Raw genomic sequence first — 25,144 nt, 5'->3', positions numbered from 1 at the left:
CGCCTCCCGACAACAGGTAACAACGCCGCATGACCGAACTTGCCCGCCCCGTGTTCCACGGATTCGAACAACTGCCGCTGCGCGAGTACGCTGAACGCGCCTACCTCGACTACTCGATGTACGTGGTCCTGGACCGCGCCCTGCCGTTCATCGGCGACGGCCTGAAGCCGGTGCAGCGCCGCATCATCTATTCGATGAGCGAGCTGGGCCTGAATGCCGCGTCCAAGCCGAAGAAGTCCGCGCGCACCGTCGGTGACGTCATCGGTAAGTACCACCCGCATGGCGACAGCGCGTGCTACGAGGCGCTGGTGCTGATGGCACAGCCGTTCTCGTACCGCTACCCGCTGATCGAGGGCCAGGGCAACTTCGGCTCCAGCGACGACCCGAAGTCGTTCGCGGCGATGCGTTACACCGAATCCAAGCTGACCCCGATTGCCGAAGTGCTGCTGGGCGAACTGGGCCAGGGCACCACCGACTGGGCACCGAACTTCGACGGCACCCTGCAGGAGCCGACCTGGATGCCGGCACGGCTGCCGCACCTGCTGCTGAACGGCACCACCGGCATCGCCGTGGGCATGGCCACCGACGTGCCGCCGCACAATCTCAACGAGATCGTCAGCGCACTGCTGCACCTGCTGGACAACCCCGATGCCAGCGTGCGCGACCTGTGCGAGCACGTGCAGGGCCCGGACTATCCGTCCAGCGCCGAGATCATCACCGCGGCCAACGATCTGCGGAACATCTACGAAACCGGCAACGGCAGCGTGCGCGCACGTGCGACCTTCACCAAGGAAGCACACAACATCGTGGTCACCGCGCTGCCGTTCCAGGTGTCGCCGTCGAAGGTGATCGAGCAGATCGCCGCGCAGATGCGCGCCAAGAAGCTGCCATGGCTGGAAGACATCCGCGATGAGTCCGACCACGCCAACCCGGTGCGCGTGGTGCTGGTACCGCGTTCCAACCGCGTCGACGCCGAGCAGCTGATGGGCCACCTGTTCGCGACCACGGACATGGAACGCAGCTACCGCGTCAACCTCAACGTGATCGGGCTGGACGGCCGTCCGCAGGTGAAGAACCTGAAGATGCTGCTCAGCGAATGGCTGACCTTCCGCAGCAACACCGTCACCCGCCGCCTGCAGCACCGCCTGCAGAAGGTCGAGCGCCGCCTGCACCTGTTGGAAGGCCTGCTGGTCGCCTTCCTCAACCTGGACGAGGTGATCCACATCATCCGTACCGAGGACGAACCGAAGGCGGCGCTGATCGCGCGCTTCGGCCTGTCCGACGACCAGGCCGAGTACATCCTGGAAACCAAGCTGAAGCAGCTGGCCCGCCTGGAGGAGATGAAGATCCGTGGCGAGCAGGACGAGCTGGCCAAGGAGCGCGAGAAGATCCTCGGCATCCTCGACAGCAAGGCCAAGCTGAAGAAGCTGATCCGCGACGAACTGACAGCCGATGCCAAGAAATTCGGCGACGCGCGCCGTTCGCCGCTGGTGCAGCGCCAGGCCGCGCAGGCCATCGACGAGACCGAGCTGGTGCCGAGCGAGCCGATGACCGTCGTGCTGTCGGAAAAGGGCTGGATCCGCGCCGCCAAGGGCCACGACGTCGATGCGTCCGCCCTGTCCTACCGTGATGGTGACGCCCTGCAGGGCGCGGTGCGTGCGCGCAGCACGCAGCAGGTCGCGTTCCTCGACAGCGAGGGCCGCGCCTACTCGACGCCGGTGCACACCCTGCCCTCCGCGCGTGGCAACGGTGAACCGCTGACCGGCCGCTTCTCGCCGGCCGCGGGCACCAGCTTCGTGACCCTGGCCAGCGCCGAGCCGGACACCCGCTTCGTGCTGGCCTCCACCCACGGCTACGGCTTCGTCACCCGCTTCGAGAACCTGATCGGCCGCAACAAGGCCGGCAAGGCGATGCTGAACCTATCGGCGGGTTCGTCGGTGCTGACCCCGTCGGTGGTCGCCAACGTCGCCACCGACCGCATCGTGGCAGTGACCAGCTCCGGCAACCTGCTGGCGATTGCCGCCAACGACCTGCCGGAACTGGACAAGGGCAAGGGCAACAAGATCATCGAGATCCCCAAGGCCAAGCTCGCCACCGAACGCGTGGTCGCCATCGTGGCGATCAGCCCGGGGCAGACCCTGCAGGTGCGCAGTGGGCAGCGCACGATGGGCCTGAAGTTCAACGAGCTCGACGCCTACCTCGGCGCCCGCGCCACCCGCGGCCACCTGCTGCCGCGCGGCTGGCAGAAGGTGGAAGGGCTGTCGGTGGAATAAGGGCTGGGGCCTTGCTCCTGGTGGGTGTCAACCTTGGTTGACACGCCTTGCCGGAGACCAGACACGAAAAAGCCGGGGCATTCCCCGGCTTTTTCGTTGTCGGCTGGCGGGCGGTGGAGCAGCTGGCTGGCGAAAGCTGGCTGGCGGTGCTCCGATGCTGGCGGGCGACAGAACGCTGTGCTTCTTCTGGTAGAGCCGACCGCTGGTCGGCCGCTTTTTGCCTCTGGTAGAGCCGACTGTTAGTCGGCTGCCGTTTGGAGAGCGGCCGACTAACAGTCGGCCCTACCGGATCGCGGCGCCGGCTCAGTGCGCCGGGGCGCCGTTGCCGTCGATCTTGCTCAGCTGGTACAGCTCCAGGCCGATGCGCTTGATCAGGCCCAGCTGCTGCTCCAGCCACCAGGCGTGGTCTTCCTCGGTATCCTTCAGCTGCGCCAGCAGCATGTCGCGGCTCACGTAGTCACCCTTCTCTTCGCACAGCTTCATGCCGGCGGCGAGATTGTTCCGAACTGCGTATTCAGTATCCAGATCCTTCTGCAGCATCTCTTCCACGGTCTTGCCCGGCTCGGTGGCATGCGGGCGCATGTCCGGGTCGCCGCCGAGGAACAGGATCCGGCGCAGCAGCGCGTCGGCGTGCTGGGTTTCCTCTTCCATCTCGTGGTTCAGGCGTTCGTACAGCGCGAACAGGCCCTGGTCCTCATAGCGGCGGGAATGGATGAAGTACTGGTCGCGGGCAGCGAGTTCGCCGCGCAGCAGTTCCTTCAGGCAGGCGATGACGTCCGGGTTGCCTTTCATGGGGGGCTCCTGTGAATCGATGTGGCATAGGGTGCCGCATTTCAAAATACGGTGATCTAATCGGAATCAGTCGCAGTTGCGCCTGCGGCTACAATCGGCCCACGAGTTCGGAAAGGACGTGCGATGCGACGTACATGGCGTTGGGTGCTGGGTGTGTTGGTCGCCATCGTGCTGGTCACCGCACTGGCCCTGTGGCTCCTGCTGCGCGGCAGCCTGGCCGACCTGGACGGCGAGCATGCGCTGCCGGGCCTGGCCAAGCCGGTCACCATCGAGCGCGATGCGCTGGGCGTGGTCACCATCACTGCCGGCAGCCAGGCCGACGCGATGCGCGCACTCGGCCATGTGCATGCGCAGGAACGCTATTTCGAGATGGACCTGATGCGCCGCAGTGCCGCCGGCGAGCTGTCGGCGCTGTTCGGACCGAAGGCCATCGACGCCGACAAGCGCATGCGCGTGCACCGCCTGCGCGCCCGCACCGAGGCGCATCTGGATACCGCGCTGGGCGACAACGGCGCGGTCGTGCGCGCCTATGTGGATGGCGTCAACGAAGGCCTTACCGATCTCTCCGTGCGGCCATGGGCCTACCTGCTGCTGCGGCAGTCACCGCAACCGTGGCAGGCCAGCGACAGCGTGCTGGCCGGGCTGGCCATGTACGCCGACCTGCAGGACCCGAACAACCAGACCGAGCTTGCCCTCAGCCGCATCCGTGCGGTGGTGCCGCCGGCGCTGTACGCGCTGATTGCCCACGACGGCACCGAATGGGATGCACCGCTGTTTGGCGAAGCCACCGGCAATGCGATTCTGCCCGATGCCAGCCAGCTCGATCTGCGCACATTGAAGGGTAAGCCGGGCACCGAGCAGGAGGAGGCGGACGTCATCGGCAGCAACAACTTCGCGGTGGCCGGCGCACTCACCGCCGACGGCCGCGCCATCGTCGCCGACGACATGCACCTGGGCCTGCGCGCGCCTGGCCTGTGGTTCCGGGTGCGCCTGCGTTACCCCGACCCGCAGGCTGCCGGCGGCCAGGTCGACGTCACTGGCTTCTCGCTGCCCGGCCTGCCGGCGGTGATCGTTGGAAGCAACGGGCACGTGGCCTGGGGCTTCACCAACAGTTACATCGACACGGCGGACTACCGCACGGAACCGGCCAACGCCACGGTGACCGTGCACGAAGAACGCATTGCGGTGGCCGGCCAGGCCGACGTGCTGTTCCCGGTACGCGAAACCGCCTGGGGGCCGATCCTGCACACCCATGCCGATGGCAGTGGCGATGCCCTGCGCTGGGTCGCACACCTGCCCGGCGCCGTACGCCTGGATTTCGCTGATCTGGCCCGCGCCGGTGACCTGGACGGTGCACTGCACTTCGCCGACCGTGCCGGCATTCCCGCGCAGAACCTGGTGGTCGGCGACCGCAGCGGACGCATCGCCTGGCGCCTGATCGGCGCCCGCCCCGACCGAGGCCCCGGCTGTGCGCCGGCCGGCTTCACGGCCGCCAGCAACCAGGACTGCGCACCGTGGCCGATCCGCAGCGATGCCTCGCCTGCATTGATCGATCCCCCCAACCATCGCCTGTGGACCGCCAACGGACGCGTCCTCGACGGCGAGGCACTGGCCAGCGTCGGCAACGGTGGCTATGACCTCGGCGCGCGTGCGCAGCAGATCCGCGACCTGCTCGCCATCCAGGACCGCTTCGACGAACACGACCTGCTGGCGATCCAGCTCGATGATCGCGCCGTGTTCCTGCAGCGCTGGTGGGCGTTGCTGCATGACGTCATCGAACGCAGTGACGATCCTGCGCTGAAGCGGTTGAAGTCCGTCAGCCATCAATGGGGCGGCCGGGCCTCGGCCAGCTCGGTCAGCTACCGGGTGGTGCGCGCGTTCCGCACGCAGGTGATGGATACCCTGTCCGAAGCACTGCTGGCACCGGCCAACGCGCAGCTGGGCGATGACTATCTGGACCCGCGCCTGGCACAACTGGAAGGTGTGGCCTGGCCGATGCTGCAGCAGCGCCCCGCCAACCTGCTGCCACCGGCCTACGACAGCTGGGACGCGCTGCTGCTTGATGCAGCTCGCCGCACCGAGAGCGAGCTGGCCAAGCAGGGCCCACTGGCCCAGCGCACCTGGGGAGAGCGCAACACCGCGGCGCTCTGCCATCCCATCGCGCGTGCATTGCCGGACATCGCCAAGCGCTGGCTGTGCATGCCCGCCGATCCCCTGCCCGGTGACCGTGACATGCCGCGCGTGCAGACGCCGAACTTCGGCGCCTCCGAACGCATGGTGGTTTCGCCCGGCCACGAGGCCGACGGCATCGTGCACATGCCCGGCGGCCAGAGCGGGCACCCGCTTTCGCCGTACTGGGGCGCCGGCCACGAAGACTGGGTGCATGGGCGGCCGACACCGTTCCTGCCCGGCAAAGCGCAGCACACGATGACGCTGGTACCGGCGCGGTAGCGGTCGTGCCGGCCGCTGGCCGGCACGACCGTCCAGCGCTCAGCCCCGGCGCCGCTCGATCAGGTTCAGTAGCGGCCCGGTCATCGCCGTGGTCACCAACGCCATGATCACCAGCACCGCGAACAGCCGATCGCCGAGCAGGCCCAGCTCGTAGCCCAGGTTGAGCACGATCAGCTCCATCAGACCACGGGTGTTCATCAGCGCCCCCAACCGCCACGCTTCGCGCGTGGGCATGCCCGCACTGCGCGCGGAACTGAAGGTACCCAGCAGCTTGCCCGTCGTGGCCACCGCGATCACCACCACGCACAACACGATATCGCTGGCCTGCAGCGCATCGGCGCGCATGCGCAGGCCGGTCATGGCGAAGAACAACGGCAGCAGCAGGGTCACCGCGAACGGTTCGACGCGGGCCATCAACAGGTCGCGCAGCTGCGCGTTGGACGATACCGCGACGCCCGCAGCGAATGCACCGAACAACGCGTGGATGCCCAGCATCTCGGTGACCAGCGCACTCGCCAGTGACAGCAGCAGGATACCCAGCAACCAACGTCCCTCACGGCCCGGCGCGATCTGCTGGCGGGCAAACCACGGCTTCACCAGCCCCAGCATCAGCGCCACGAACACGACCACGCACAGCAGGTTGAGGCTGGCCGGCAACCAGCCGCTGGCCTGGGCGGCGGCGACGATCAAGGCCAGCAGGCACCAGGCGGTGGCATCGCCCAATGCCGCGCAGGCGATCGCGGTCTGGCCCAATGGCGTCTGTGTGATCCCACGATCGGCAAGGATGCGCAGCAACACGGGGAACGCGGTGATGCTCATGGAGATGCCGACGAACAATGCGAATGCAGTAAAGCCCACACCCTGCGGACCGTGCTGCGGATACAGCCAGATCGCCAGCGCCACGCCGAGCACGAACGGCACTGCAATACCGGCATGGCTGACCGTGAAGGCGAAGCGCCGGCGGCCACGCAGCGCCGCCAGGTCCAGCTCGGCACCGGCTACCAGCAGGAACATCAGCACGCCCAGCTGGCTGAGCATGCCCAGCGGACCCAGCGAGCTGGCCGGGAACAACGCACCATGCAGCTGCGGCAGCAGGCTGCCGAGCACCAGCGGCCCCATCATCAGGCCAGCGGCCATCTCACCGATCACCGCCGGTTGTCCAAAGCGCTTGAGCAGCGCACCCGCGCCCTTGGCCACCAGCAGCAGCACCAGCAGCTGCAGCAGGAACAGGCCCAGTGGGGACGCCAGATGCTGAGCCCAGCCGCCTTCAGCGGCTGCGGTGGCGCGGGCAACCGCCTCGGGCGCCGCCGGCCCGGCATACCGCGCCAGCAGTACGCCAGCCAGCAACGGCACCCCGGCCCAGGCCAGATAACGCCATCCCCATTTCGTGGGCGGCACGTCGCCACCTGCCTGTACGTCCATGAACATTCCCCAATGCGCAGGGGGCGATCATACAAAAAGGGGACGGAGGGGATTAAGTCGTTAGTGGCACAAACGACTTAATCCCCTCTGTCCCCTTTTTGAGGGCTTAGGCCAGTGCCTGTTCGTGCACCCCGGCGATCGCGCGGCCCGAGGGGTCCGCCGCCGCGGCGAAGCTGGCATCCCAGGCAATGGCGGCCGGCGACGAACAGGCGATCGACTTGCCGCCCGGCACGGTCTCGGCCGCCGCACGGCTGGGGAAGAACTGCTCGAACAGGTGGCGGTAGTAGTACGCCTCCTTGGTCTGTGGCGGGTTGTGCGGGAAGCGCTTGTCGGCCGCCGCCAGTACACGGTCGCTCACCTGTGCTTCGGCATGCGCCTTCAGCCCGTCGATCCAGCCGTAGCCAACGCCATCGCTGAACTGTTCCTTCTGCCGCCACAGGATGCTGTCCGGCAGGTAGCCGTCGAACGCCTCGCGCAGCACCGCCTTTTCGATGCGACGCCCGCCAAAGCCGGCGCCGACCATCTTGTGCGCGGCATCGAAGCGCATCGCCACATCAAGGAACTCACGATCGAGGAACGGCACGCGCGGCTCCACGCCCCAGGCCATCATCGACTTGTTGGCGCGCAGGCAGTCGTAGTTGTGCAGCGCGTCCAGCTTGCGCACCAGCTCGTCGTGGAATTCACGTGCATCCGGCGCCTTGTGGAAGTACAGGTAGCCACCAAAAATCTCATCGCTTCCCTCGCCGGACAGCACCATTTTCACGCCCATCGCCTTGATCCGCCGTGCCAGCAGGAACATCGGCGTCGAGGCGCGGATGGTGGTGACGTCGTAGGTTTCGATGTGGCGGATCACTTCCGGCAGTGCGTCGAGGCCTTCCTCGAAGGTGTATTCGAAGCCGTGATGCACGGTGCCGAGTGCCTCGGCAGCGATCGCCGCGGCCGCCAGATCGGGCGAGCCCTTCAAGCCGATCGCGAACGAATGCAGGCGCGGCCACCAGGCTTCGGTCTGCCCGCCATCCTCGATGCGGCGGCGCGCATAGCGCGCGGCCACCGCCGCCACCAGCGACGAGTCCAGGCCACCGGACAGCAGCACCCCATACGGCACGTCGCTCATCAGCTGGCGCTCCACCGCATGCTCGAAGGCCTGGCGCAGTTCGGCCAGGTCGGCCTGGCGGCCCTGCACGTCGGCGTAGTCGCGCCACGGCTGCTGGTAGTAGCGCACCAGCTCACCGCTGGCACTGTCGAAGTAGTGACCCGGCGGGAACTGTGCGACGTCGGCACAGGTATCGACCAGCGCCTTCATTTCCGAGGCCACCCGCAGGCGCCCCTGGGCATCGTGGCCCCAGTACAGCGGCACCACGCCCACCGGGTCACGCGCCACCAGCACGCGCCCGCTGTCGCGGTCCCACAGCGCGAAGGCGAAGATGCCGTTGAGCTGTTCCAGCCACTGCGCCGGCGAACTGCCCTGGCGATACAGCGCGTTGATCACCTCGCAGTCCGAGCCGGTCTGGAAGTCGTAGGCGGTGGTCAGCGCCGCCTTCAATGCCTGGTGGTTGTAGATCTCGCCGTTCACCGCGAGCGCCAGCTGGCCATCGGCCGACAGCAGCGGCTGCGAACCACCGGCCGGGTCGACGATGGCCAGCCGCTCATGGACCAGCAGCGCACCTTCGTCGAGGTACACGCCGCTCCAGTCCGGGCCACGGTGGCGCTGGCGCTGCGACAGTTCCAGCGCATGGCGGCGCAGGGCGGGAAGATCGTCACCAGCCTGCAGGCCGAAGATTCCGAAGATCGAACACATGGGAGAGCTCCTGTTGGGGGATTTCACGGGTGGGAGGGTGTTCGACCGGCCATCCAGGCCCGGGTGGGGCTGCGCCCGGGCACAAAAAAACCCGCATCGGCTGATGCGGGTTTTCTGGTGTCCGGGCGTGTGTTGCTGTCTATCTACCCAGGTCGCAGTCCCGCATCGGCCGCGCACGATTATTCGCGCGCAGATTATTGCGGTTGTTGTTATTGACGGCGGTGGCCAGGCGGATCGACATGGCATCGACCCTACCCCGGTTTCCGGCACGGCGCAACCGTTGCGTTGGCAACCACTCCCCGGCGCGCATAATGGCCCGCCGTGAAACGTGTAATGGAAATGCAACACCGCACTGGACGCAACGCGGCGCTGGCCGCCCTGCTCTGCCTGGGCCTGGCCGCCTGCCAGACCCTGCCTCGGCCCTCCACGTTGCCGCTGGCGCAGCAGCAGGCACTGGAGCAACGCGGCACCGACGGCAGCTTCGACGGAGCCTGGGACACTGCGCAGACCTTCGAACGTTTCAACGATCCGCGCGCCGTTACCTACTACGAGCGTGCTGCCGCGATCACGCCCTGGACCTTCCACAACACCAAAGCGGAAGAAGCACTGGGCCGGATCTGGATCTCCGGCACACTGCAGCATGCCGACAGCCCCCACATCAACCCGGCACCTGTCCTGCGCGCGTCCTGGCGACGTGGCGAACGCGCGTATCTGGCAGCTGCCAACCACGGCAATCCCTATGCGTTCTACGGGCTCGCCAAGGCCTACCGCCAGCGAGGCGACGCGCAGCAGGCGCTGCGCTGGGACCTGCGCGGAATGATCTACAAGCGCTACCCGAGTTCATCGTCGCGACTGCCGGATGCGGTGGCCGCACAGGGTGACACCGTGCATCCGCTGGTGGCGCAGATCCAGCGTCGTGCCGAGCACGGCGACGCCGAAGCGCAGGTCGACCTGGGCGCGCTGCTGGAAAAGGGCGTGGGACTGCCGCGCGATCCGGCGAGTGCGCTGCAGCTGTACCAGCGCGCCGGTGAAAAGGGCAATGTGTTCGGCCAGTACTTCGCCGGTCTGCTGCTGGGCCGCAGTGCGCCGGGTGTGGAGAAAGACATCGACGCGGCGGCGCGCTGGTTCGCCAGAGCCGAGGCGCAACACTTCTACATGGCCGCGCCAAGTTACTGGAAGAAAGCGGTCGAGCCGCCGTTCTTCATTTTTTCCGAGTAGAGAAGCGGCCCCGGCGGGAGGCGTGCCGACCAACGGTCGGCACCCACCCTCGCGGGATTCATTCCGTCATGGGGTTCCCACCAGCAGCCGTTCCACCAGGCGCTGGTACAGCCCCGGCAACGCTTCCAGATCGTCCACGCGTACGTTCTCATCCACCTGGTGGATACTGGCGTTGACCGGCCCCACTTCGATGCACTGCGCACCCAGTGGCGCGATGAAGCGTGCATCTGACGTGCCGCCGCCGGTGCTTTCTTCCGGCGCACGGCCGATGTGCTCGGCCAGCACCGCACGCGCGGTGGCGCGCAGCGTGCCTTCCGGGGTGTAGAACGGCTCGCCGCTGCGGTGCCACTTCAGCGTGTACTGCAGGCCATGGCGGTCCAGCAATGCGGTGATCTCCGCCTCCAGCTTCGGGGCATCCCAGTGCGGGTTGTAGCGGATGTTGAAATCCACCTCCAGCTCGCCGGGAATCACGTTGTTGGCACCGGTGCCGGCATGGATGTTGGAGACTTGCAGGCTGGTCGGCGGGAAGCTCTCGTAGCCGTCATCCCAGCGCCGCGCGCTCAGTTCGGCCAGGGCCGGAGCAGCCTGGTGAATCGGGTTGCGCGCCTTATCCGGGTACGCCACATGCCCCTGCACGCCCTGCACGCGCAGCTTGGCCGACAGGCTGCCACGACGGCCTACGCGCAGCAGGTCACCCAGCGTCGAGGTCGACGATGGCTCTCCGGTAATGCACCAGTCGATGCGCTGGCCACGTTCGGCGAACAGCCGCGCGACGTGGCGCACGCCGTCGATGGCATCGCCCTCCTCGTCACTGGTCAGCAGTACCGCCAGCGTGCCGGGATGATCGGGATGCGCAGCGACAAGCTGCTCGGCGGCGACCACGAATGCAGCCACGCTGCCCTTCATGTCGGCGGTGCCACGGCCGTACAGCACGCCGTCACGGATCTGCGGCGTGAACGGGTCGCTGGCCCAGGCCTCGCGCGGGCCCGTCGGCACCACGTCGGTATGGCCCAGCAGCACCAGCACCGGCGCGCCCTGGCCATGGGTCGCCCACAGGTTGTCGACCTCGCCCAGGCGCAGGTGATCGCACTGGAACCCGGCCTGCTTCAGGCGTGCCGCCAGCAGTGTCTGGCAGCCGGCATCATCCGGCGTCACCGAGGGTCGTGCGATCAGCTCGCAGGTCAGGTCGAGGACCGCGCTCATGCGTCACCCACGCCGAAGCGGGCCTTGAAGCCGTTGTCACTGAAACCCTGGCTGACCGCGCCGTCGGCGGTGACCACCAGCGGGCGCTTGATCAGCTGCGGGTACTCGCGTAGCAGCAGCTTCCATTCGGCCTCGGAGTCGGCGGCCTTGCGGTTGTCCGGCAGCTGCCGCCAGGTGGTGGAGGACTTGTTGACCATCGCGGCCAGGCCACCCAGCTGCGCCGCCCATGCCAGCAGCGTTTCCGGGCTCGGCTTGTTCTCGCGGTAATCGACGAAGGTGTAAGGCACGCCGAAGCGGTCCAGCCACTTGGTCGCCTTCTTGCAGGTATCGCAGTTCTTCAAACCGTAGACAGTGGTGCTCATGGCCATCTGTGATGCTGGAAAACAGAGGGCCAGAATCTCACAACAGGCGCTCGGACACGACCCGGAACGGCACCCGTGGCAGCCGGAAGGCCAGCCCTTCCTGCAGCGCCAAGTCCATCGCCTGCAGCCGCGGACACTGCTGCTCACCGATCAGGCGCAGGGGCTGCAGGCTGTCGATCTCCACCGGCAGCGCGATGCGGGTGCTGGCCCAGCGGCCGTCGCAGGTACGGGCGATGGCCTCCTCCTGGCAGGTGAGGAAACGCAGCAGGGCCTGGTGGCCGCCGAAGGCCGCCGACCACGCCGCCACATCCTCCCAGCCTTCAGCGGCCTGCCACTGCAGGTGCAACGCCGGGGCACTGCCCTGCCCGCCTTCGATCAGGGTGTGCCCATCGCCATCGGTGCGCACTACATGCTCGAAGCGTGTGGACAGATGCGGCTGCATGGCATCGCTGAAAACGCGCGCGCCGGCGACGAAGGCCAGCTGGTCCATCACGTTGCGATCAAACAGCACCACCGGCGTCCCGTCCGGATCGTCGTCACGACGCAGGTACCAGCGCCAGTTGCTCTGCCGTGGCGACGGCATCAGGGAACGCAGCGGCCCAGCCAGCGCGGGCCCGAAGTGGCCGTGACGGTAGCTGAGGATGGTGTAAGGCGTGCGTCCGGCATGGACCACGTAGTGATGGCCTGGTGGTGGCATCGGTGCGTGACGCACGTCGACCCACCAGCTCACGTAGACCACATCGCGCACGTCACTGACCAGCGCCGGCATCGGCCAGCGCCGCGACAGTGCACGGCGCAGCCGGGTCCAGCGCGGGGCGTGCAGCAGGCGCGGCAGCATCCGCCCGACCAGGGTGTCGGACGGATGCCGGTAGATCGCGGACTGCGCCAGATCCTCCGGCGCAGTCACCTTCAGTCGGCCAGGCCGCGCAGCAGGTCGTTGACGCTGGTCTTGCTGCGGGTCTTGGCATCGACCTGCTTGACGATCACCGCGCAGTACAGCGAGTGGGTACCGTCCTTGCTCGGCAGCGAACCGGACACCACCACGCTGTACGGCGGGATGTAGCCGTAGCTGATCTCGCCGGTGGCGCGGTTGTAGATGCGGGTGCTCTGGCTGAGGAACACGCCCATGCCGATCACGCTGTGGTGGCCGACCACCACGCCTTCCACCACTTCCGAGCGCGCACCGATGAAGCAGTGGTCCTCGATGATGGTCGGGCTGGCCTGCAGCGGTTCCAGCACGCCACCGATGCCGGCGCCGCCGGACAGGTGGCAGTGCTGGCCGATCTGCGCACAGGAACCGACGGTGGCCCAGGTATCGACCATGGTGCCTTCGCCGACGTAGGCGCCGATGTTGGTGAAGCTCGGCATCAGCACCACGTCCTTGCCGAAGTAGGTGCCGCGGCGGGCGATCGCGCCCGGCACCACGCGCACGCCACCACGGCGGAACTTCGCTTCGTCATAGCCGGCGAAGCGCGATTCGACCTTGTCCCAGAACGGTGCGGGGCGCGCATCGACCACCGCCATGTCGTTGACGCGGAAGTACAACAGCACGGCCTTCTTCAGCCACTCGTTGACCTTCCAGCCACCCTGGCCGTCCGGCTCGGCAACACGGAACTCACCGCTCTCCAGGCCGTCAATCACGCGGTTGACCAGCGGCTTGGTCGAGCCTTCCAGCTCGTGCAGGGTCAAGGTAGCGCGGCGCTCGAAGGCACTCTCGATGCCGAACTTCAGCTCTTCCACGCCCGGGGCTGACGGCTTGCGCAGCGACTTGCGGGCGATGGTTTCGGCGCGGACCGCTTCGGCACTCTTGGCCGGCGCCGGCTTCTTCACAGCACGCTTCACCGCAGCCGCTTTCTTCGCCGGGGCCGTCACCGCAGCGGCCTTCTTCGGCGCTGGGGTCTTCTTCGCGGCCGGTGCGGCAGCAGCAGGTTTCCGGGCCGCTGCGCTCTTGGGGGTCGCGGCGGTCTTCTTGGCGGGCTTGGTGGCCATCAGGCGGGGTCTCCGGCGTTTCGATCAGGGTCCAGGCAGGCCAGCATCGCGTCATGCAGCTGCTGCCGGGCAGGTTCAGTCAGGGGGAGGTCGTGTTCGTCACTGATCACGAAGGTGTCTTCGGCGCGTTCGCCGAACGTGGCAATGCGTGCATCATGCACGCGCAGGCCCTGATTGCGCAGCACGAACGCCACATCGGCCAGCAGGCCGGGGCGGTCGGGGGCGACCAGGGCGAAACGGGTTGCGCCCGGCTCATCGCGGAATTCGATGCGCGGGGCGAAGCGGAAGTGCCGCAGCTGCCGTGGCACCACCCGGCGTGACGGCCGCAAGCGCGACAGGTCACCACTGAGTGCCTCGCGCAGCGCCGCTTCCAGGTTGGCACTGCTGCCATCGGCGAAGGTATCGGCCGGGTTCACTTCGAAGGTATCGAAGATGGTATCGGCCGGACCGTCCAGCACGCGTGCGCGGTGGATGCCGTAGCCCTTGCGGTCCAGCGTCATCACGATCGCGGCGAACAGGCCGTCGCGGTCCGGCGAATGCACGAAGACTTCCAGCGCGGGGTCGTCGACACTGATCCGGCGTACCTTCACCAGCGCCTGGCCCTGCTTCACCGGCACCAGCGCGGCAGCCTGCCAGGCCAGCTGCTCCGGGCGCAGGCGGATGAAGCCTTCGTCGGGCATCACCGCGAACTGGCGATCGATGGTGGCATCGTCGTAACCCCGCTCGCGCACCAGCGCGCGCACGCTGTCACGCGCTTCGGCCACGCGCTCGGCCGCCGGCACCGGGTGTTCCAGCCCCTCGCGCAGCGCGCGCCGGGTGGCGAAGTACAGGTCGGCCAGCAGGCGGTCCTTCCATGCATTCCACAGCTTGGGGCTGGTGCCGGCGATGTCGGCGCAGGTCAGCAGGTACAGGTAGTCCAGGCGGTCGCGGCTGCCGACCAGGGTGGCAAAGCGATGGATCACTTCCGGATCGGCGATGTCCTGCTTCTGCGCGGTCACCGACATGCGCAGGTGCTGTTCGACCAGCCACGCCACCAGTTCGGTGTCGGACGTGCTCAGCGCATGCGCCTGGCAGAACGCGCGCGCGTCCACCGCGCCCAGTTCCGAGTGGTCGCCGCCACGGCCCTTGGCGATGTCATGGAACAGGCCGGCCAGCAGCAGTAGTTCCGGCTTGCGCAGGCGCGGCCACACTTCGTGCGCGATCGAGAAGCGCTCGTCGGCGCGACTGCTGGCAAACAGGCCGATATTGCGCAGGACCATCAGCGTGTGCTGGTCGACGGTGTAGACATGGAACAGGTCGAACTGCATGCGCCCGCTGACCTGGGCAAAAGCGGGAATCCACTGGCCAAGCACGCCCAACCGTGCCATGCGCGAGAGCGTATCGACCGGGCGCTGGCCGCGCAGCAGCGCCAGGAACTGCTCGCGTGCATCGGCATCAGCCTGGTCGTAGGCCGGCAGCAGCGGCAGCGCTTCGGCCAGCGCACGCGCGGTCAGCGAATGCAGGCCGCGCACCTGCGGATTGTTGGCCCAGCTGGCGAACAGCGCGAACACCTGGCCGATGTCGCCGCGCGGCCAGTCGGCTTCGTTGGCCGCCAGGTAACCACGGCGCAGGGAAAAACCCACGGTCAACGGCTCCGGCTGCGCCTCGCCGTCGAACTGCTCCTCGAAGCGCTGCAACAGGCGGTCGCTGATCCGGCGCACCACCAGTGCAGCACGGTAGAACCCCTGCATCATCTTCTCGACACCGAGATTCTCGGCATCGTCTTCAAAGCCCAGGCGTGCCGCCAAGGTCTTCTGGTAATCAAAACGCAGGCGCTCTTCCGGGCGACGCGCGACCAGATGCAGGCCAAAGCGCAGCCGCGCCAGCACCGCACGTTCGCGCTTCAGTGCTGCCGCTTCGTCTGCGCCCAGATGGCCGAGCCCGACCAGCGCCTCCAGGTCACGCACGCCGAAGGCACGCAACGCCATCCAGCCCAGCGTATTGAGATCGCGCAGGCCGCCGGGGCCATCCTTCAGGTCCGGCTCCAGGTTGTCGGCGGTGTCGCCGAAGCGCTGGTGTCGGTTGCGCAGCTCTTCCAGCTTGGCCAGGAAGAAGGTGCGCGCCGGCCACAGTTCACGATCGTCGACGGCCTCGCGCAGCGCGCGGCGCGCCACATCATCGGCCAGGATCGGGCGCGCCTCGATCAGCGCGGTCAGCACGGTCTGGTCCGCTGCCGCCTCGCGGCACTGCGATGCAGAACGCACCGCATGGCTGACGGCCAATCCGCAGTCCCACAGCAGCGCGAACAGGCGCGCCAGCGCCGCCTCATGGGCCAGCTGTGCCGGCGGATCGCCGAACACCAGCAGGTCGATGTCCGAACGCGGGAACAGTTCACCGCGTCCGTACCCACCCACCGCGAACAGTGAAAGGCCACTGTCGGCCGGCAGGCAGCGCTGCCAGGCCAGGCGGATCAGATGGTCGGCAGCGCGCGCCCGCAGCGCCAGCAGGCGCTCGATGTTGTCGCCCTGGTCGAAGCGGCGGTACAGGCGCGCGTCGGCCTGCTGCAGCGCCTGGCGCGCGGCAGCAGCCCAGTCCGGGTCGTTGAGCGACGCGGCCGGCGTGTCCAGCAGCGAACTCGCCGGCAGCATCCTCAGGAGACCTGCGACTCGCCCGGCGACAGGGTCAGCACGTCCACGCCGGTCTCGGTGACCGCGATCATGTGCTCCCACTGTGCCGACAGCTTGCGGTCCTTGGTCACCACGGTCCAGCCATCCGGCAGCACCTTGTTGTAGCGGGTGCCCTCGTTGATCATCGGCTCGATGGTGAAGGTCATGCCAGGCTGCAGCACCAGGCCCTGGCCCGGACGGCCGTAATGCACCACCTGCGGCTCATCGTGGTAGACCTTGCCGATGCCGTGGCCGCAGTACTCGCGCACCACGCTGAAACGCTCGCCTTCGGCATAGCTCTGGATGGCATGGCCGATGTCGCCCAGGGTCGCGCCCGGACGCACCGCGCGGATGCCGCGCCACATGGCTTCGTAGGTGGTTTCCACCAGGCGGCGGGCCATCACCGACGGGGTGCCGACGAAGTACATGCGGCTGGTGTCGCCGTGCCAGCCATCCTTGATGACGGTGACGTCGATGTTGATGATGTCGCCATCCTTGAGCACCTTCCCTTCGCTGGGGATGCCATGGCAGATGACGTTGTTGACCGAGGTGCACACGGTCTTCGGGAAGCCGCGGTAGCCGACGTTGGCCGGAACGGCGCCCTGCACGTTCACGATGTGGTCGTGGCAGATGCGGTCCAGTTCCTCGGTGGTGACACCGGGCTTGACGTGGGGGGTGACGATGTCGAGCACTTCGCTGGCCATGCGGCCGGCGATTCGCATCATCTCGATTTCCTGCGGGGTTTTCAGATTCACGCTCATGGCCCCCATTATCGCCGATCCGGCCACAATCTGAACGAACGCCACCCAACTGGCGATCCGGGCCATGCACGGTTCCGGCAAGGAAAGTGAAAGCGTGATCGCCGCCCCCCTTTCGTCTCCCTGTTTATCACGGAATACAGACACTTACGCCTCCTAAGCTGGGGTCACCGTCGCCGAAGCGGTGCCGAACGTGCCGCCTTCGCCTTGTTCAACGGACCTTCGGGTCAGGGAGGTTGTCCATGCGATCCGCGCTTCGTTCCCCGCTTGCCTGGGCCCTGGCCGGGGTCCTGCTGTCCGGCCCGGCCCTGGCCGCAGACACCACCACCTTCAATGTCACCCTGGTGGTGACCAAGGCCTGCACGATCACGGCTGCTGCCGCCACCAACGTTGACTTCGGCACGGCGGCCTCGACCACCGCGACCCCCACCCTGGGTCAGGGCACGGTGACCGCCCAGTGCTCGGCACTGACCCCGTACACGATTTCACTGAATGCGGGTGCCAATGCCAGCACCGCCAATGACGTCACCACTCGCCGGATGAAGAACACCAACGCCGCGGTGACCGCCAACAACTACGTCGGCTACCAGCTCTACCAGGACGCCGCGCACACCCTGGTCTGGGGTGCCACCTCCGGCACCAACACCCAGGCTGGCATCGGCACCGGCCTGGCCGTGCCCTACATCGTCTACGGCCAGATCCTGAACCTGAGCACCAACAACCCGGCGACCGGCAACTACCTGGATACGGTTACCGCCACGATCACCTATTGATGGAGCACGCCCGCATGGCCGGACCCCGCCCGTGGCGCGCCACCGGCGTGGCGCTGCTCGTCCTGAGCCTGGTATTCGCCGCCCCGGTCGAAGCCACCAGCCTGCAGGTCGCCCCGACCAGCCTGCAGCTGGAAGCGCGCCAGCGTGCCGGCGAGCTTTGGCTGACCAACAGTGGCACCTCGCCGGTGAAGCTGCAGGTTCGGGTGTTCCGCTGGGTGCAGCAGGACGGCCAGGAGCAACTGTTGCCCACCGATGAACTGGTGGTCACCCCGCCGATGCAGGAACTGGCTGCCGGGCAGCAGCAGCTGGTCCGGGTGATGCGTCCGGACAGGACGCCACCGCCGGCACAGCAGTACTACAGGCTGATTGTCGACGAGGTGCCCGACCTGGCCACCCGCGCCGACGGCATGCAGTTCGTGCTGCGCTATTCGATACCGGTGTTCGTGCAGCCCGCCGCCGGCAAGCTTGCGCCGCAGCTGCAGGCCCGCCTGGTGCAGTTGCCCGATGGCCGCAACGGCGTCGAGGTGGCCAACGCAGGCAACAGCTATGCGCAGATCGCCGATCTTGCGCTGGGCAGCCCCACGCGCCCACGCATCGTGCATCCCGGACTGCTGGGTTACGTGCTGCCCGGGCAGGTGATGCGCTGGCCGATCGAGCGCACGGCGATCGACCGCGACAACGACCAGATCACGGCCAAGCTCAATGGCGAGTCGGAACAGACGCCGCTGTCGCCCCCATCGGCTCGCTGAGGCGTTGATGGGCGCGCTGCTTGCTGCCCTGGCTCCTGCGCCGACCCAAGCCGCCGATGTGTCCGGCGCAGCGGCTACCGCCACCGCCGATGTATCAGGCATCTCCGCCGATGCGATGCTGCCACCGCCCACACCGTTGACCGCCAACCAGACGCTGTACCTGGACGTTTCGCTCAACAGCACCCCACGCGGACTGCTGCCTTTCATCGAGAACCGTGGCCGCCTGCAGGCCAGCCCCGACGTACTGCGCCAGCTCGGCTTCAACGCCCACGGCGATGCACCGGTGTACCTGGACCAGATCAGCGGCGCGGTGGTGCGCTATGACGCACGCCTGCAGACACTGGCGCTGGACGTGCCACTGGACCAGCTGACCCTGCCAACCACCGTGCTCAGCCGCCCGCAGACACGCGCGCCCGCAGGCAGTGCCTCACCCGGACTGCTGCTCAACTACGACGTGTATGGCAGCCGCGTGGATACGCTGGGCAACCTCAGCCTGAGCTCCGAACTGCGCCTGTTCGGCGTCGGCAACGGCACCTTCGAAAACACCGCGGTCAGCAGGCGCTACCAGCAGCCTGGCGACCGTCGCTGGCGAGGGGAGAGCGTGCGCCTGGATACGCGCTGGAGCCTGGATTTCCCCGACCAGGCGATGACGCTGGAGGTCGGCGATTTCTACAGCGGCTTCGTCGACTGGACCCGTCCGGTGCGCCTGGGTGGCCTGCAGATCGGTCGCAACTACGGCCTGCAGCCCTATCGCGTGCTGACCCCCACGCCCAGTTTCCTCGGCCAGGCGGTGGTGCCGTCCACGGTCGAGCTGTACGTCGATGGCCTGCGCCAGTACAGCGGCCAGGTCCCGGTGGGCCCGTTCCAGCTGGCCGCACAGCCGGGGATCAGCGGCACCGGCAGCGCACAGGTGGTGGTGACCGATGCGTTCGGCCGCATGCAGACCCTGGATTTCAGCTTCTATGGCACCCAGCAGCTGCTGGCCAAGGGCCTGTCGGACTGGTCCGCCGGCATCGGCCACCTGCGTGAGGACTTCGGCCAACGCTCCTTCGCCTACGACGACCGCACCGTGGCCAGTGCCAGCTGGCGCGGTGGCATCAGTGACACGTTCACCGGCGAGGCTCATGCCGAAGGCGGTGGTGGCCTGGCCCAGGCCGGCATCGGCGGCTGGTGGCTGCTGGGTGGCGCGGGCGTGTTCAACGCCGCCTATGCGCACAGTGACTATCACGGCCTGCAGGGCGGGCAATGGGCACTGGGCTACAGCTGGAACAACCGCCGACTCAACGTCAATCTGCGCACTATGCGCAGCCATGGTGATTACCGCGACCTGGGCGCACTGCAGGGCAACCTGCCACCCAGCATCAGCGAACAGGCCACGGTCGGCGCGGATCTGCTGCGGCTGGGCACGCTCAGCGCCAGCTACCTGCGGCTGCGCTACCCCGATGGCGAAGACAACCGCTACGCCAGCCTGTTCTGGTCGCGTACCTGGAGCCAGCGCTGGTCAGCCTACCTCTCGGTGAACCAGAACCTGGACCAGAGTGATGACCGCAGCATCTATCTGTCGGTGACGGCCAGCCTGGGCAACAACCGCCAGGCCAGCCTGTCCAGCCAGCGCAATGGCGACAGCCAGACCTGGGTGGCCGACGTCACCCAGCCGGTGCCCGGCGATGGCAGTGCAGGCGGCATCGGTTGGCGCGCGCAGGTGCGCCACGGCGAGGACGGCAGTGGCGGCCTGGCCGAAGTCGGCATCCTCAATGACGTCGGCCGCTACTCCTTCGGGGCCTCGCGCCAGGGCGGGCTCAACTATGCCTACGGCAGCGCCAGTGGCAGCCTGGTCTGGATGGGCGGGCACGCGTTTGCCACCCGCGAGGTCTCCGATGCATTCGCGGTGATCAGCACCAATGGTGTCGGTGGCGTGCCGGTGCGGCTGGAGAACCGCCTGATCGGCGTCACCGATGATCGTGGCCTGTTGCTGGTCAGCCCGCTGCTGTCCTGGCAGCGCAACCGGGTCTCGATCGACACCCTGGACCTGCCCGAGGACATGCGTGCCGACCGCATCGAGGACTGGGTGACGCCGCGCCAGCGCGCTGGGACCCACGTGACATTCCAGTTGCGCTCGCGGCCCTCTCTGAGCCTGACGCTGCAGAGCATGGACGGGCAGCCGCTGGAAGTGGGCAGCGAAGTGCAGTTGCCCGGCGGACGCCAGGCCACGGTGGGCTATGACGGCCTGCTGTATCTGGAAGACGTCGCTGCCGGCAGCGTGCTGTACATCACCACCAGCCGCGGCCAGTGCCGGGTGAAGGTACCCGAGCAGCCCAAGGTAGTGGCGTCCGGCGCCCGGCCGAAGCCGGCACCGCTGCCGTGCATCCCGGAGGTGGCGCCATGAGAGTGCTGCTGCTCGGCATGCTGCTGTTCGCCGGCCTGCTCGCGGCACTACCGGCCCAGGCGACAGCGGTCTGCACGGCAACCGCGAACCCGACCCTGCCGTTCGGCAACATCAACAGCAACGCTCCCGGCCCTACGGCGGCGACGCTGAACATCACGGTGACCTGCACCACCGCCGCACTGAGCCTGCTGGCCACCACCGGCGTCCGCGTCTGCGTGGGTGTCGGCGCAGGCAGTGGCGGCGGCAGCAGCTCCACCTTCCGCACGATGTCCACTTCCAGCAGCGACACCATGAATTTCCAGCTCTACAACAACGCCAGCTACGGCCAGGTCACCGGCCTGGTGCCACGCGGCACGCCGCCGGCGCAGGAACTGACCATGAGCTACAACGTGCCGCTGCTGACCGGCGGCAGCGGTGCGCAGTCCGTGCAGCTGTTCGCGCAGATCCCCGCCAACCAGATCCTCGCTTCGGGTGCTTACAGCAGCACCTTCAGTGGCGCCAACGTGGTGCTCACCTGGGCCTGGAATGAAGTCCTGCTCGGCAACGCCACCGTGCCGGCCGCCTGCAACGGCGGCGCAACCGGCACCAACAGCGCCAGTGCGGCCTTCAGCTTCACTGCCACTGCCAACGTGCTGCCGCAATGCGGCAGCTACGTCACCACCAACATGGACTTCGGCAACGTCACCGGCAGCATTCCCGCCAACATCGACCGGACCGCCACGCTCACGCTGACCTGCCTGAAGAACACCGCCTACCAGATCAGCCTCAACAACGGCCAGAACAACCCCGCCGCCTCCACCACCCGGCGCATGGCCACCACCATTGGCAGCGGCACCTACTACCTCCCCTATGAGCTGTACCGCGACGCCGCGCGCAGCCTGCGCTGGGGCAATACCCTCAACGTCGATACCGTTGGCGGCACCGGAAGTGGCAGCGCGCAGCAGCTGACCATCCATGGCCGGGTGCCGCCGGTCACCGGCCAGCCCCCGGCCGGTACCTACAACGATCTGGTGCAGGTGACGATCACTTACTGACCTGTGTGCCGACCAACGGTCGGCATCCACCGGGATGGATTGGAATGGTCGGCACCCACCGGCGTGGGTTTGGAATCGTCGGCATCCACCGGGGTGGGTTCCGGTAGATCCACGCCGTGCGTGGATGTGCGCATCCCTCCTGCGCCAGGACCAGTCGACTGGCAGTCGAGCCTACAGATTCGGCCGATCCGGCCGATACCGCGCAACGGGTCCTACAGTACGGTGGATGGCAGGTGGTTCGCGCACTTCTGATCGGGGCGATGCTGGTCGCCAGTACGCCCGCGTGGGCCGATCCCGGCAGCACCTCCCTGCAGATCCGGCTGACTGTGGTCGAGGGCTGCAGCAGTGATGCCGGCAACACCCGATGCGCGGCACCGCACCGGCGCAGCGACGCGCCCGAGCTTCCGCAACAGATCCGCGACCTCGCGCCGCCGGCCGACAGCGACGACGCGGCGCCTGCCGTGACCCTCATCTACTGATGCGCATCCTGCTGAGCCTGCTGGCACTGCTGCTGGCACTGCCCGCTGCGGCGCTGGACCTGGTGCCCACCACCCTGCAGCTGCCCGCCGAAGGGGGGCACGGCGAGCTGTGGCTGTACAACCCCGGGCCCGGCCGCTGGCAGGGCGAGGTTCGGATCCTGGCCTGGGAACAGCAGGTCGATGCGGAAAAGCTGCGGCCCAGCGACCAGATCCTGGCCAGCCCCGCCCGGCTCGACCTCCCGCCCGGCACCCGTCAACGCATCTGGCTGCTGCCTCGGGAGACGTCGCCCGTTGCCGTCGAGCAGGCCTACCGGGTGATCCTGCGCCCCAGCGGACCGGACCTGCCACGCTACTCGCTGCCCTTGTTCCGGGGGCATGCGGCGCCCCTGGCGCGGCCAGACCTGCATGCCGAGATAGAGCCCGGAACGTCGCAGCCCCTTCTGCGACTGCATAACGCAGGCACGGTACACGCCCGCCTGCACGATCTTGCGTTCGTCGCCGGCGATGGACGCCGCACCCTGCTGCTGCCGGGACTGGCCGGCTACCTGCTGGCGGGCAGGGAACGCCGCTGGGCCCTCCCCGTCCATGCCGACGGCTATGCCGGTGGCCATTTCCAGGCCCGGCTGCAGGACGGCCGCGTGGTCGATCTGACCGCGCCGGCCCCGGCAATTGCAGCGAGCGCTCCCAGCGGGCTATAATCGACCGGATTCCTGCCGCCTGCGTGCGCGGGAGACCGTCCACACCGGACGTCACCGGTGAATCCACACCTGCTGCCCCCATCCGTGCCGGGGTGCTCCGCAAGGAGTTCGGCCACGGAGGCAACAGGGAAGCCCAACCCCGGAACCATCCGCGCTTCCACGCGTCCCGCATACCTATCCCGCGGGCGGAAACGCCGGTTCCATATCAGGAGTATTGCAATGCCCCAGGTCACCATGCGTCAGATGCTGGAAGCCGGCGTCCACTTCGGCCACCAGACCCGCTACTGGAACCCGAAGATGGCTCCGTACATCTTCGGCGCCCGCGGCAAGATCCACATCATCAACCTGGAAAAGACCGTCCCGCTGTTCAACGATGCGATGAACTTCATCTCGTCGGTTGCCCAGAAGCGCGGCACCGTCCTGTTCCTGGGCACCAAGCGCAGCGCCCGCGAAACCATCAAGGAAGAAGCCGAGCGTTGTGGCATGCCGTTCATGAACCAGCGTTGGCTGGGCGGCACCCTGACCAACTTCCGTACCGTCAAGCAGTCGGTTGCCCGCCTGAAGGAACTGGAAGCCGGTGAAACCGACGGCACCTTCGAGAAGCTGGTCAAGCACGAAGTGCTGGGCCTGCGTCGCGAGCGCGACAAGCTGGAAGCCTCGCTGGGCGGCATCAAGGACATGAACCGTCTGCCGGACGCCATCTTCGTGATCGACATCGGCCACGAAGACATCGCGATCAAGGAAGCCAAGAAGCTGGGCATCCCGGTCATCGCCGTGGTCGACACCAACTACAACCCGGAACTGGTGGACTACGCCATCCCGGGCAACGACGACGCCATCCGCGCTGTGCAGCTGTACGCCCGCGCCGCTGCCGACGCCGTGCTGGAAGGCAAGGCTGCTGCTCCGCACGCTGCTTCGGTGCGTGAGGAAGAGTTCGCCGAAGCCGCTGCTGAAGGCGAAGAAAAGCCGGCCCGCCGCGCTCCGGCCAAGAAGGCTGCCAAGAAGGGCGACGACGCCCAGGCCTGATCCAGGCCCCGGGGTGGACGCCCTGCGTCCACCCTCCCTGCGCGCAGCCTTTGGCGCGTGACAGGACCGTGTCACACGGGCCGGCCACCATGCCGGCCCAACCCCTTTCTTTCGTGAGGTAATCCCGTGGAAATCACTGCTTCCCTGGTCAAGGAACTGCGCGAGCGCACCGGCGCCGGCATGATGGAATGCAAGAAGGCTCTCACCGAAGCCAACGGCGACATCAACGCTGCTGCTGAAGCCATGCGCAAGTCCGGCGCTGCCAAGGCCGACAAGAAGGCTGACCGCGTGGCCGCCGAAGGCCGTCTGGGCCTGGCCCAGGATGGCGGCAAGGCCGTGCTGGTCGAAGTCAACTCGGAAACCGACTTCGTCGCCAACGATGACAACTTCAAGTCCTTCGTCAATGCCGTCGCCGCTGCCGCCCTGGCATCGGGCGCCAACGACGTCGAAGCCGTGAAGGCTGCCAAGCTGGCCGATGGCCGCACCGTTGAAGAAGCCCGCGCCACCGCCGTGCAGACCCTGGGTGAAAACATCCAGATCCGTCGCATGGTGAAGGTTGATGGCAACAACACCATCGGCGCCTACGTCCACACCAACGGCAAGGTTGGCGTGCTGGTCGACCTGGTCGGCGGCGACGTCGAGCTGGCCCGTGGCCTGGCCATGCACGTGGCAGCCCTGAAGCCGCCGCACAACAAGGCTGCGGACGTCCCGGCCGAGTTCGTCGAGAAGGAAAAGGAAATCGAGCTGGCCAAGATGTCCGAAAAGGACAAGGCCAAGCCGGCCGAGATCCTGGAAAAGATCATCAGCGGCAAGATCAACAAGATCGTCAGCGACGTGACCCTGTACGGCCAGACCTACGTGCTGGGCGACACCACCGTCGAGCAGGTGGTCAAGGCCGCTGGCGCCGACGTGGCTGGCTTCAAGCTGCTGATCGTCGGCGAAGGCATCGAGAAGGTGGTGGAAGACTACGCCGCTGAAGTTGCCAAGGCGATGCAGGTCTGATTCCAGCCTTCCGGCTGTGAAGCGACCAGAAGGAGCCGCGGGAAACCGCGGCTCTTTTTTTATGTATGGGCCAAGGGATGAACCCA

Annotated in this window: 20 protein-coding genes; 11 read left to right on the top strand and 9 right to left on the bottom strand. The window is 67.4% G+C overall.

The features are described 5' to 3' along the window. Positions 1 to 29: 29 nt before the first annotated feature. Positions 30 to 2,273, top strand: a complete 2,244-nt coding sequence (parC, locus tag ACZK33_RS07465) for a DNA topoisomerase IV subunit A (RefSeq protein ID WP_182267510.1) — start codon at positions 30 to 32, stop codon at positions 2,271 to 2,273. A gap of 303 nt (positions 2,274 to 2,576) precedes the next feature. On the opposite strand, the gene bfr is transcribed toward parC, so the two are convergent. Further along, positions 2,577 to 3,065, bottom strand: a complete 489-nt coding sequence (gene bfr / locus ACZK33_RS07460; protein ID WP_004151115.1) for a bacterioferritin — start codon at positions 3,063 to 3,065, stop codon at positions 2,577 to 2,579. 123 nt (positions 3,066 to 3,188) lie between these two features. Here bfr and ACZK33_RS07455 point away from each other — a divergent pair, with 123 nt between their 5' ends. After that, positions 3,189 to 5,516 (top strand): penicillin acylase family protein, encoded by a 2,328-nt coding sequence (locus ACZK33_RS07455; RefSeq protein WP_423174762.1) that lies wholly within the window; start codon positions 3,189 to 3,191, stop codon positions 5,514 to 5,516. A 39-nt stretch (positions 5,517 to 5,555) separates the two neighbouring features. On the opposite strand, the gene ACZK33_RS07450 is transcribed toward ACZK33_RS07455, so the two are convergent. Further along, complete coding sequence (locus ACZK33_RS07450) at positions 5,556 to 6,944, bottom strand: cation:proton antiporter domain-containing protein (protein WP_423174761.1); 1,389 nt, start codon at positions 6,942 to 6,944, stop codon at positions 5,556 to 5,558. A 100-nt stretch (positions 6,945 to 7,044) separates the two neighbouring features. Continuing rightward, positions 7,045 to 8,736, bottom strand: a complete 1,692-nt coding sequence (gene asnB, locus ACZK33_RS07445; protein ID WP_049399515.1) for an asparagine synthase B — start codon at positions 8,734 to 8,736, stop codon at positions 7,045 to 7,047. A 339-nt stretch (positions 8,737 to 9,075) separates the two neighbouring features. Between asnB and ACZK33_RS07440 the strand changes: the two genes are divergently transcribed. Then, positions 9,076 to 9,954, top strand: a complete 879-nt coding sequence (locus ACZK33_RS07440) for a tetratricopeptide repeat protein (RefSeq protein ID WP_423174760.1) — start codon at positions 9,076 to 9,078, stop codon at positions 9,952 to 9,954. Between the two features lie 66 nt (positions 9,955 to 10,020). On the opposite strand, the gene dapE is transcribed toward ACZK33_RS07440, so the two are convergent. The 6 genes from dapE to map are packed head-to-tail and all read right to left on the bottom strand — an operon-like array spanning position 10,021 to position 16,980. Beyond that, positions 10,021 to 11,157 (bottom strand): succinyl-diaminopimelate desuccinylase, encoded by a 1,137-nt coding sequence (gene dapE / locus ACZK33_RS07435; protein ID WP_423174759.1) that lies wholly within the window; start codon positions 11,155 to 11,157, stop codon positions 10,021 to 10,023. Beyond that, positions 11,154 to 11,525, bottom strand: a complete 372-nt coding sequence (locus ACZK33_RS07430) for an arsenate reductase (RefSeq protein WP_204305881.1) — start codon at positions 11,523 to 11,525, stop codon at positions 11,154 to 11,156. The genes dapE and ACZK33_RS07430 overlap by 4 nt, the downstream gene beginning before the upstream one ends. Before the next feature lie 31 nt (positions 11,526 to 11,556). Beyond that, positions 11,557 to 12,426: a hypothetical protein gene (locus ACZK33_RS07425; protein ID WP_423174758.1), complete on the bottom strand. Its 870-nt coding sequence runs from the start codon at positions 12,424 to 12,426 to the stop codon at positions 11,557 to 11,559. Positions 12,427 to 12,428: 2 nt separating this feature from the next. Then, the gene (dapD, locus tag ACZK33_RS07420) at positions 12,429 to 13,508 is read right to left on the bottom strand and encodes a 2,3,4,5-tetrahydropyridine-2,6-dicarboxylate N-succinyltransferase (RefSeq protein ID WP_423174757.1); all 1,080 of its coding nucleotides are present in this window, start codon (positions 13,506 to 13,508) and stop codon (positions 12,429 to 12,431) included. Beyond that, positions 13,508 to 16,117 (bottom strand): [protein-PII] uridylyltransferase, encoded by a 2,610-nt coding sequence (locus ACZK33_RS07415; protein WP_478057913.1) that lies wholly within the window; start codon positions 16,115 to 16,117, stop codon positions 13,508 to 13,510. Before ACZK33_RS07415 ends, dapD begins: the two co-directional genes overlap by 1 nt. Before the next feature lie 20 nt (positions 16,118 to 16,137). Beyond that, positions 16,138 to 16,980: a type I methionyl aminopeptidase gene (gene map, locus ACZK33_RS07410; protein ID WP_080355365.1), complete on the bottom strand. Its 843-nt coding sequence runs from the start codon at positions 16,978 to 16,980 to the stop codon at positions 16,138 to 16,140. Between the two features lie 173 nt (positions 16,981 to 17,153). Between map and ACZK33_RS07405 the strand changes: the two genes are divergently transcribed. From ACZK33_RS07405 to tsf, 8 genes are all read left to right on the top strand, one after another. Then, positions 17,154 to 17,684, top strand: coding sequence for a Csu type fimbrial protein (locus ACZK33_RS07405; RefSeq protein WP_032127934.1), 531 nt, complete (start codon positions 17,154 to 17,156; stop codon positions 17,682 to 17,684). After that, complete coding sequence (locus tag ACZK33_RS07400; RefSeq protein ID WP_049399527.1) at positions 17,684 to 18,433, top strand: fimbrial biogenesis chaperone; 750 nt, start codon at positions 17,684 to 17,686, stop codon at positions 18,431 to 18,433. Before ACZK33_RS07405 ends, ACZK33_RS07400 begins: the two co-directional genes overlap by 1 nt. A gap of 7 nt (positions 18,434 to 18,440) precedes the next feature. Further along, a complete protein-coding gene (locus tag ACZK33_RS07395; protein ID WP_423174756.1) occupies positions 18,441 to 20,819 on the top strand; it encodes a fimbria/pilus outer membrane usher protein in 2,379 nt (792 codons plus the stop codon). Further along, complete coding sequence (locus ACZK33_RS07390; RefSeq protein ID WP_049463631.1) at positions 20,816 to 21,853, top strand: Csu type fimbrial protein; 1,038 nt, start codon at positions 20,816 to 20,818, stop codon at positions 21,851 to 21,853. The genes ACZK33_RS07395 and ACZK33_RS07390 overlap by 4 nt, the downstream gene beginning before the upstream one ends. Positions 21,854 to 22,113: 260 nt before the next feature. Further along, positions 22,114 to 22,332, top strand: coding sequence for a hypothetical protein (locus tag ACZK33_RS07385; protein WP_164081126.1), 219 nt, complete (start codon positions 22,114 to 22,116; stop codon positions 22,330 to 22,332). Then, positions 22,332 to 23,030: a fimbrial biogenesis chaperone gene (locus ACZK33_RS07380; RefSeq protein ID WP_423174755.1), complete on the top strand. Its 699-nt coding sequence runs from the start codon at positions 22,332 to 22,334 to the stop codon at positions 23,028 to 23,030. Before ACZK33_RS07385 ends, ACZK33_RS07380 begins: the two co-directional genes overlap by 1 nt. Before the next feature lie 219 nt (positions 23,031 to 23,249). Then, positions 23,250 to 24,056, top strand: coding sequence for a 30S ribosomal protein S2 (rpsB, locus tag ACZK33_RS07375; RefSeq protein WP_005408748.1), 807 nt, complete (start codon positions 23,250 to 23,252; stop codon positions 24,054 to 24,056). Positions 24,057 to 24,182: 126 nt separating this feature from the next. Then, complete coding sequence (gene tsf / locus ACZK33_RS07370) at positions 24,183 to 25,058, top strand: translation elongation factor Ts (protein ID WP_032127939.1); 876 nt, start codon at positions 24,183 to 24,185, stop codon at positions 25,056 to 25,058. The last annotated feature ends 86 nt before the right edge of the window (positions 25,059 to 25,144 follow it).

The sequence above is a fragment of the Stenotrophomonas sp. 86156_Sma genome (genome assembly GCF_056481625.1).
This window is presented reverse-complemented; position numbering and strand designations above follow the sequence as displayed.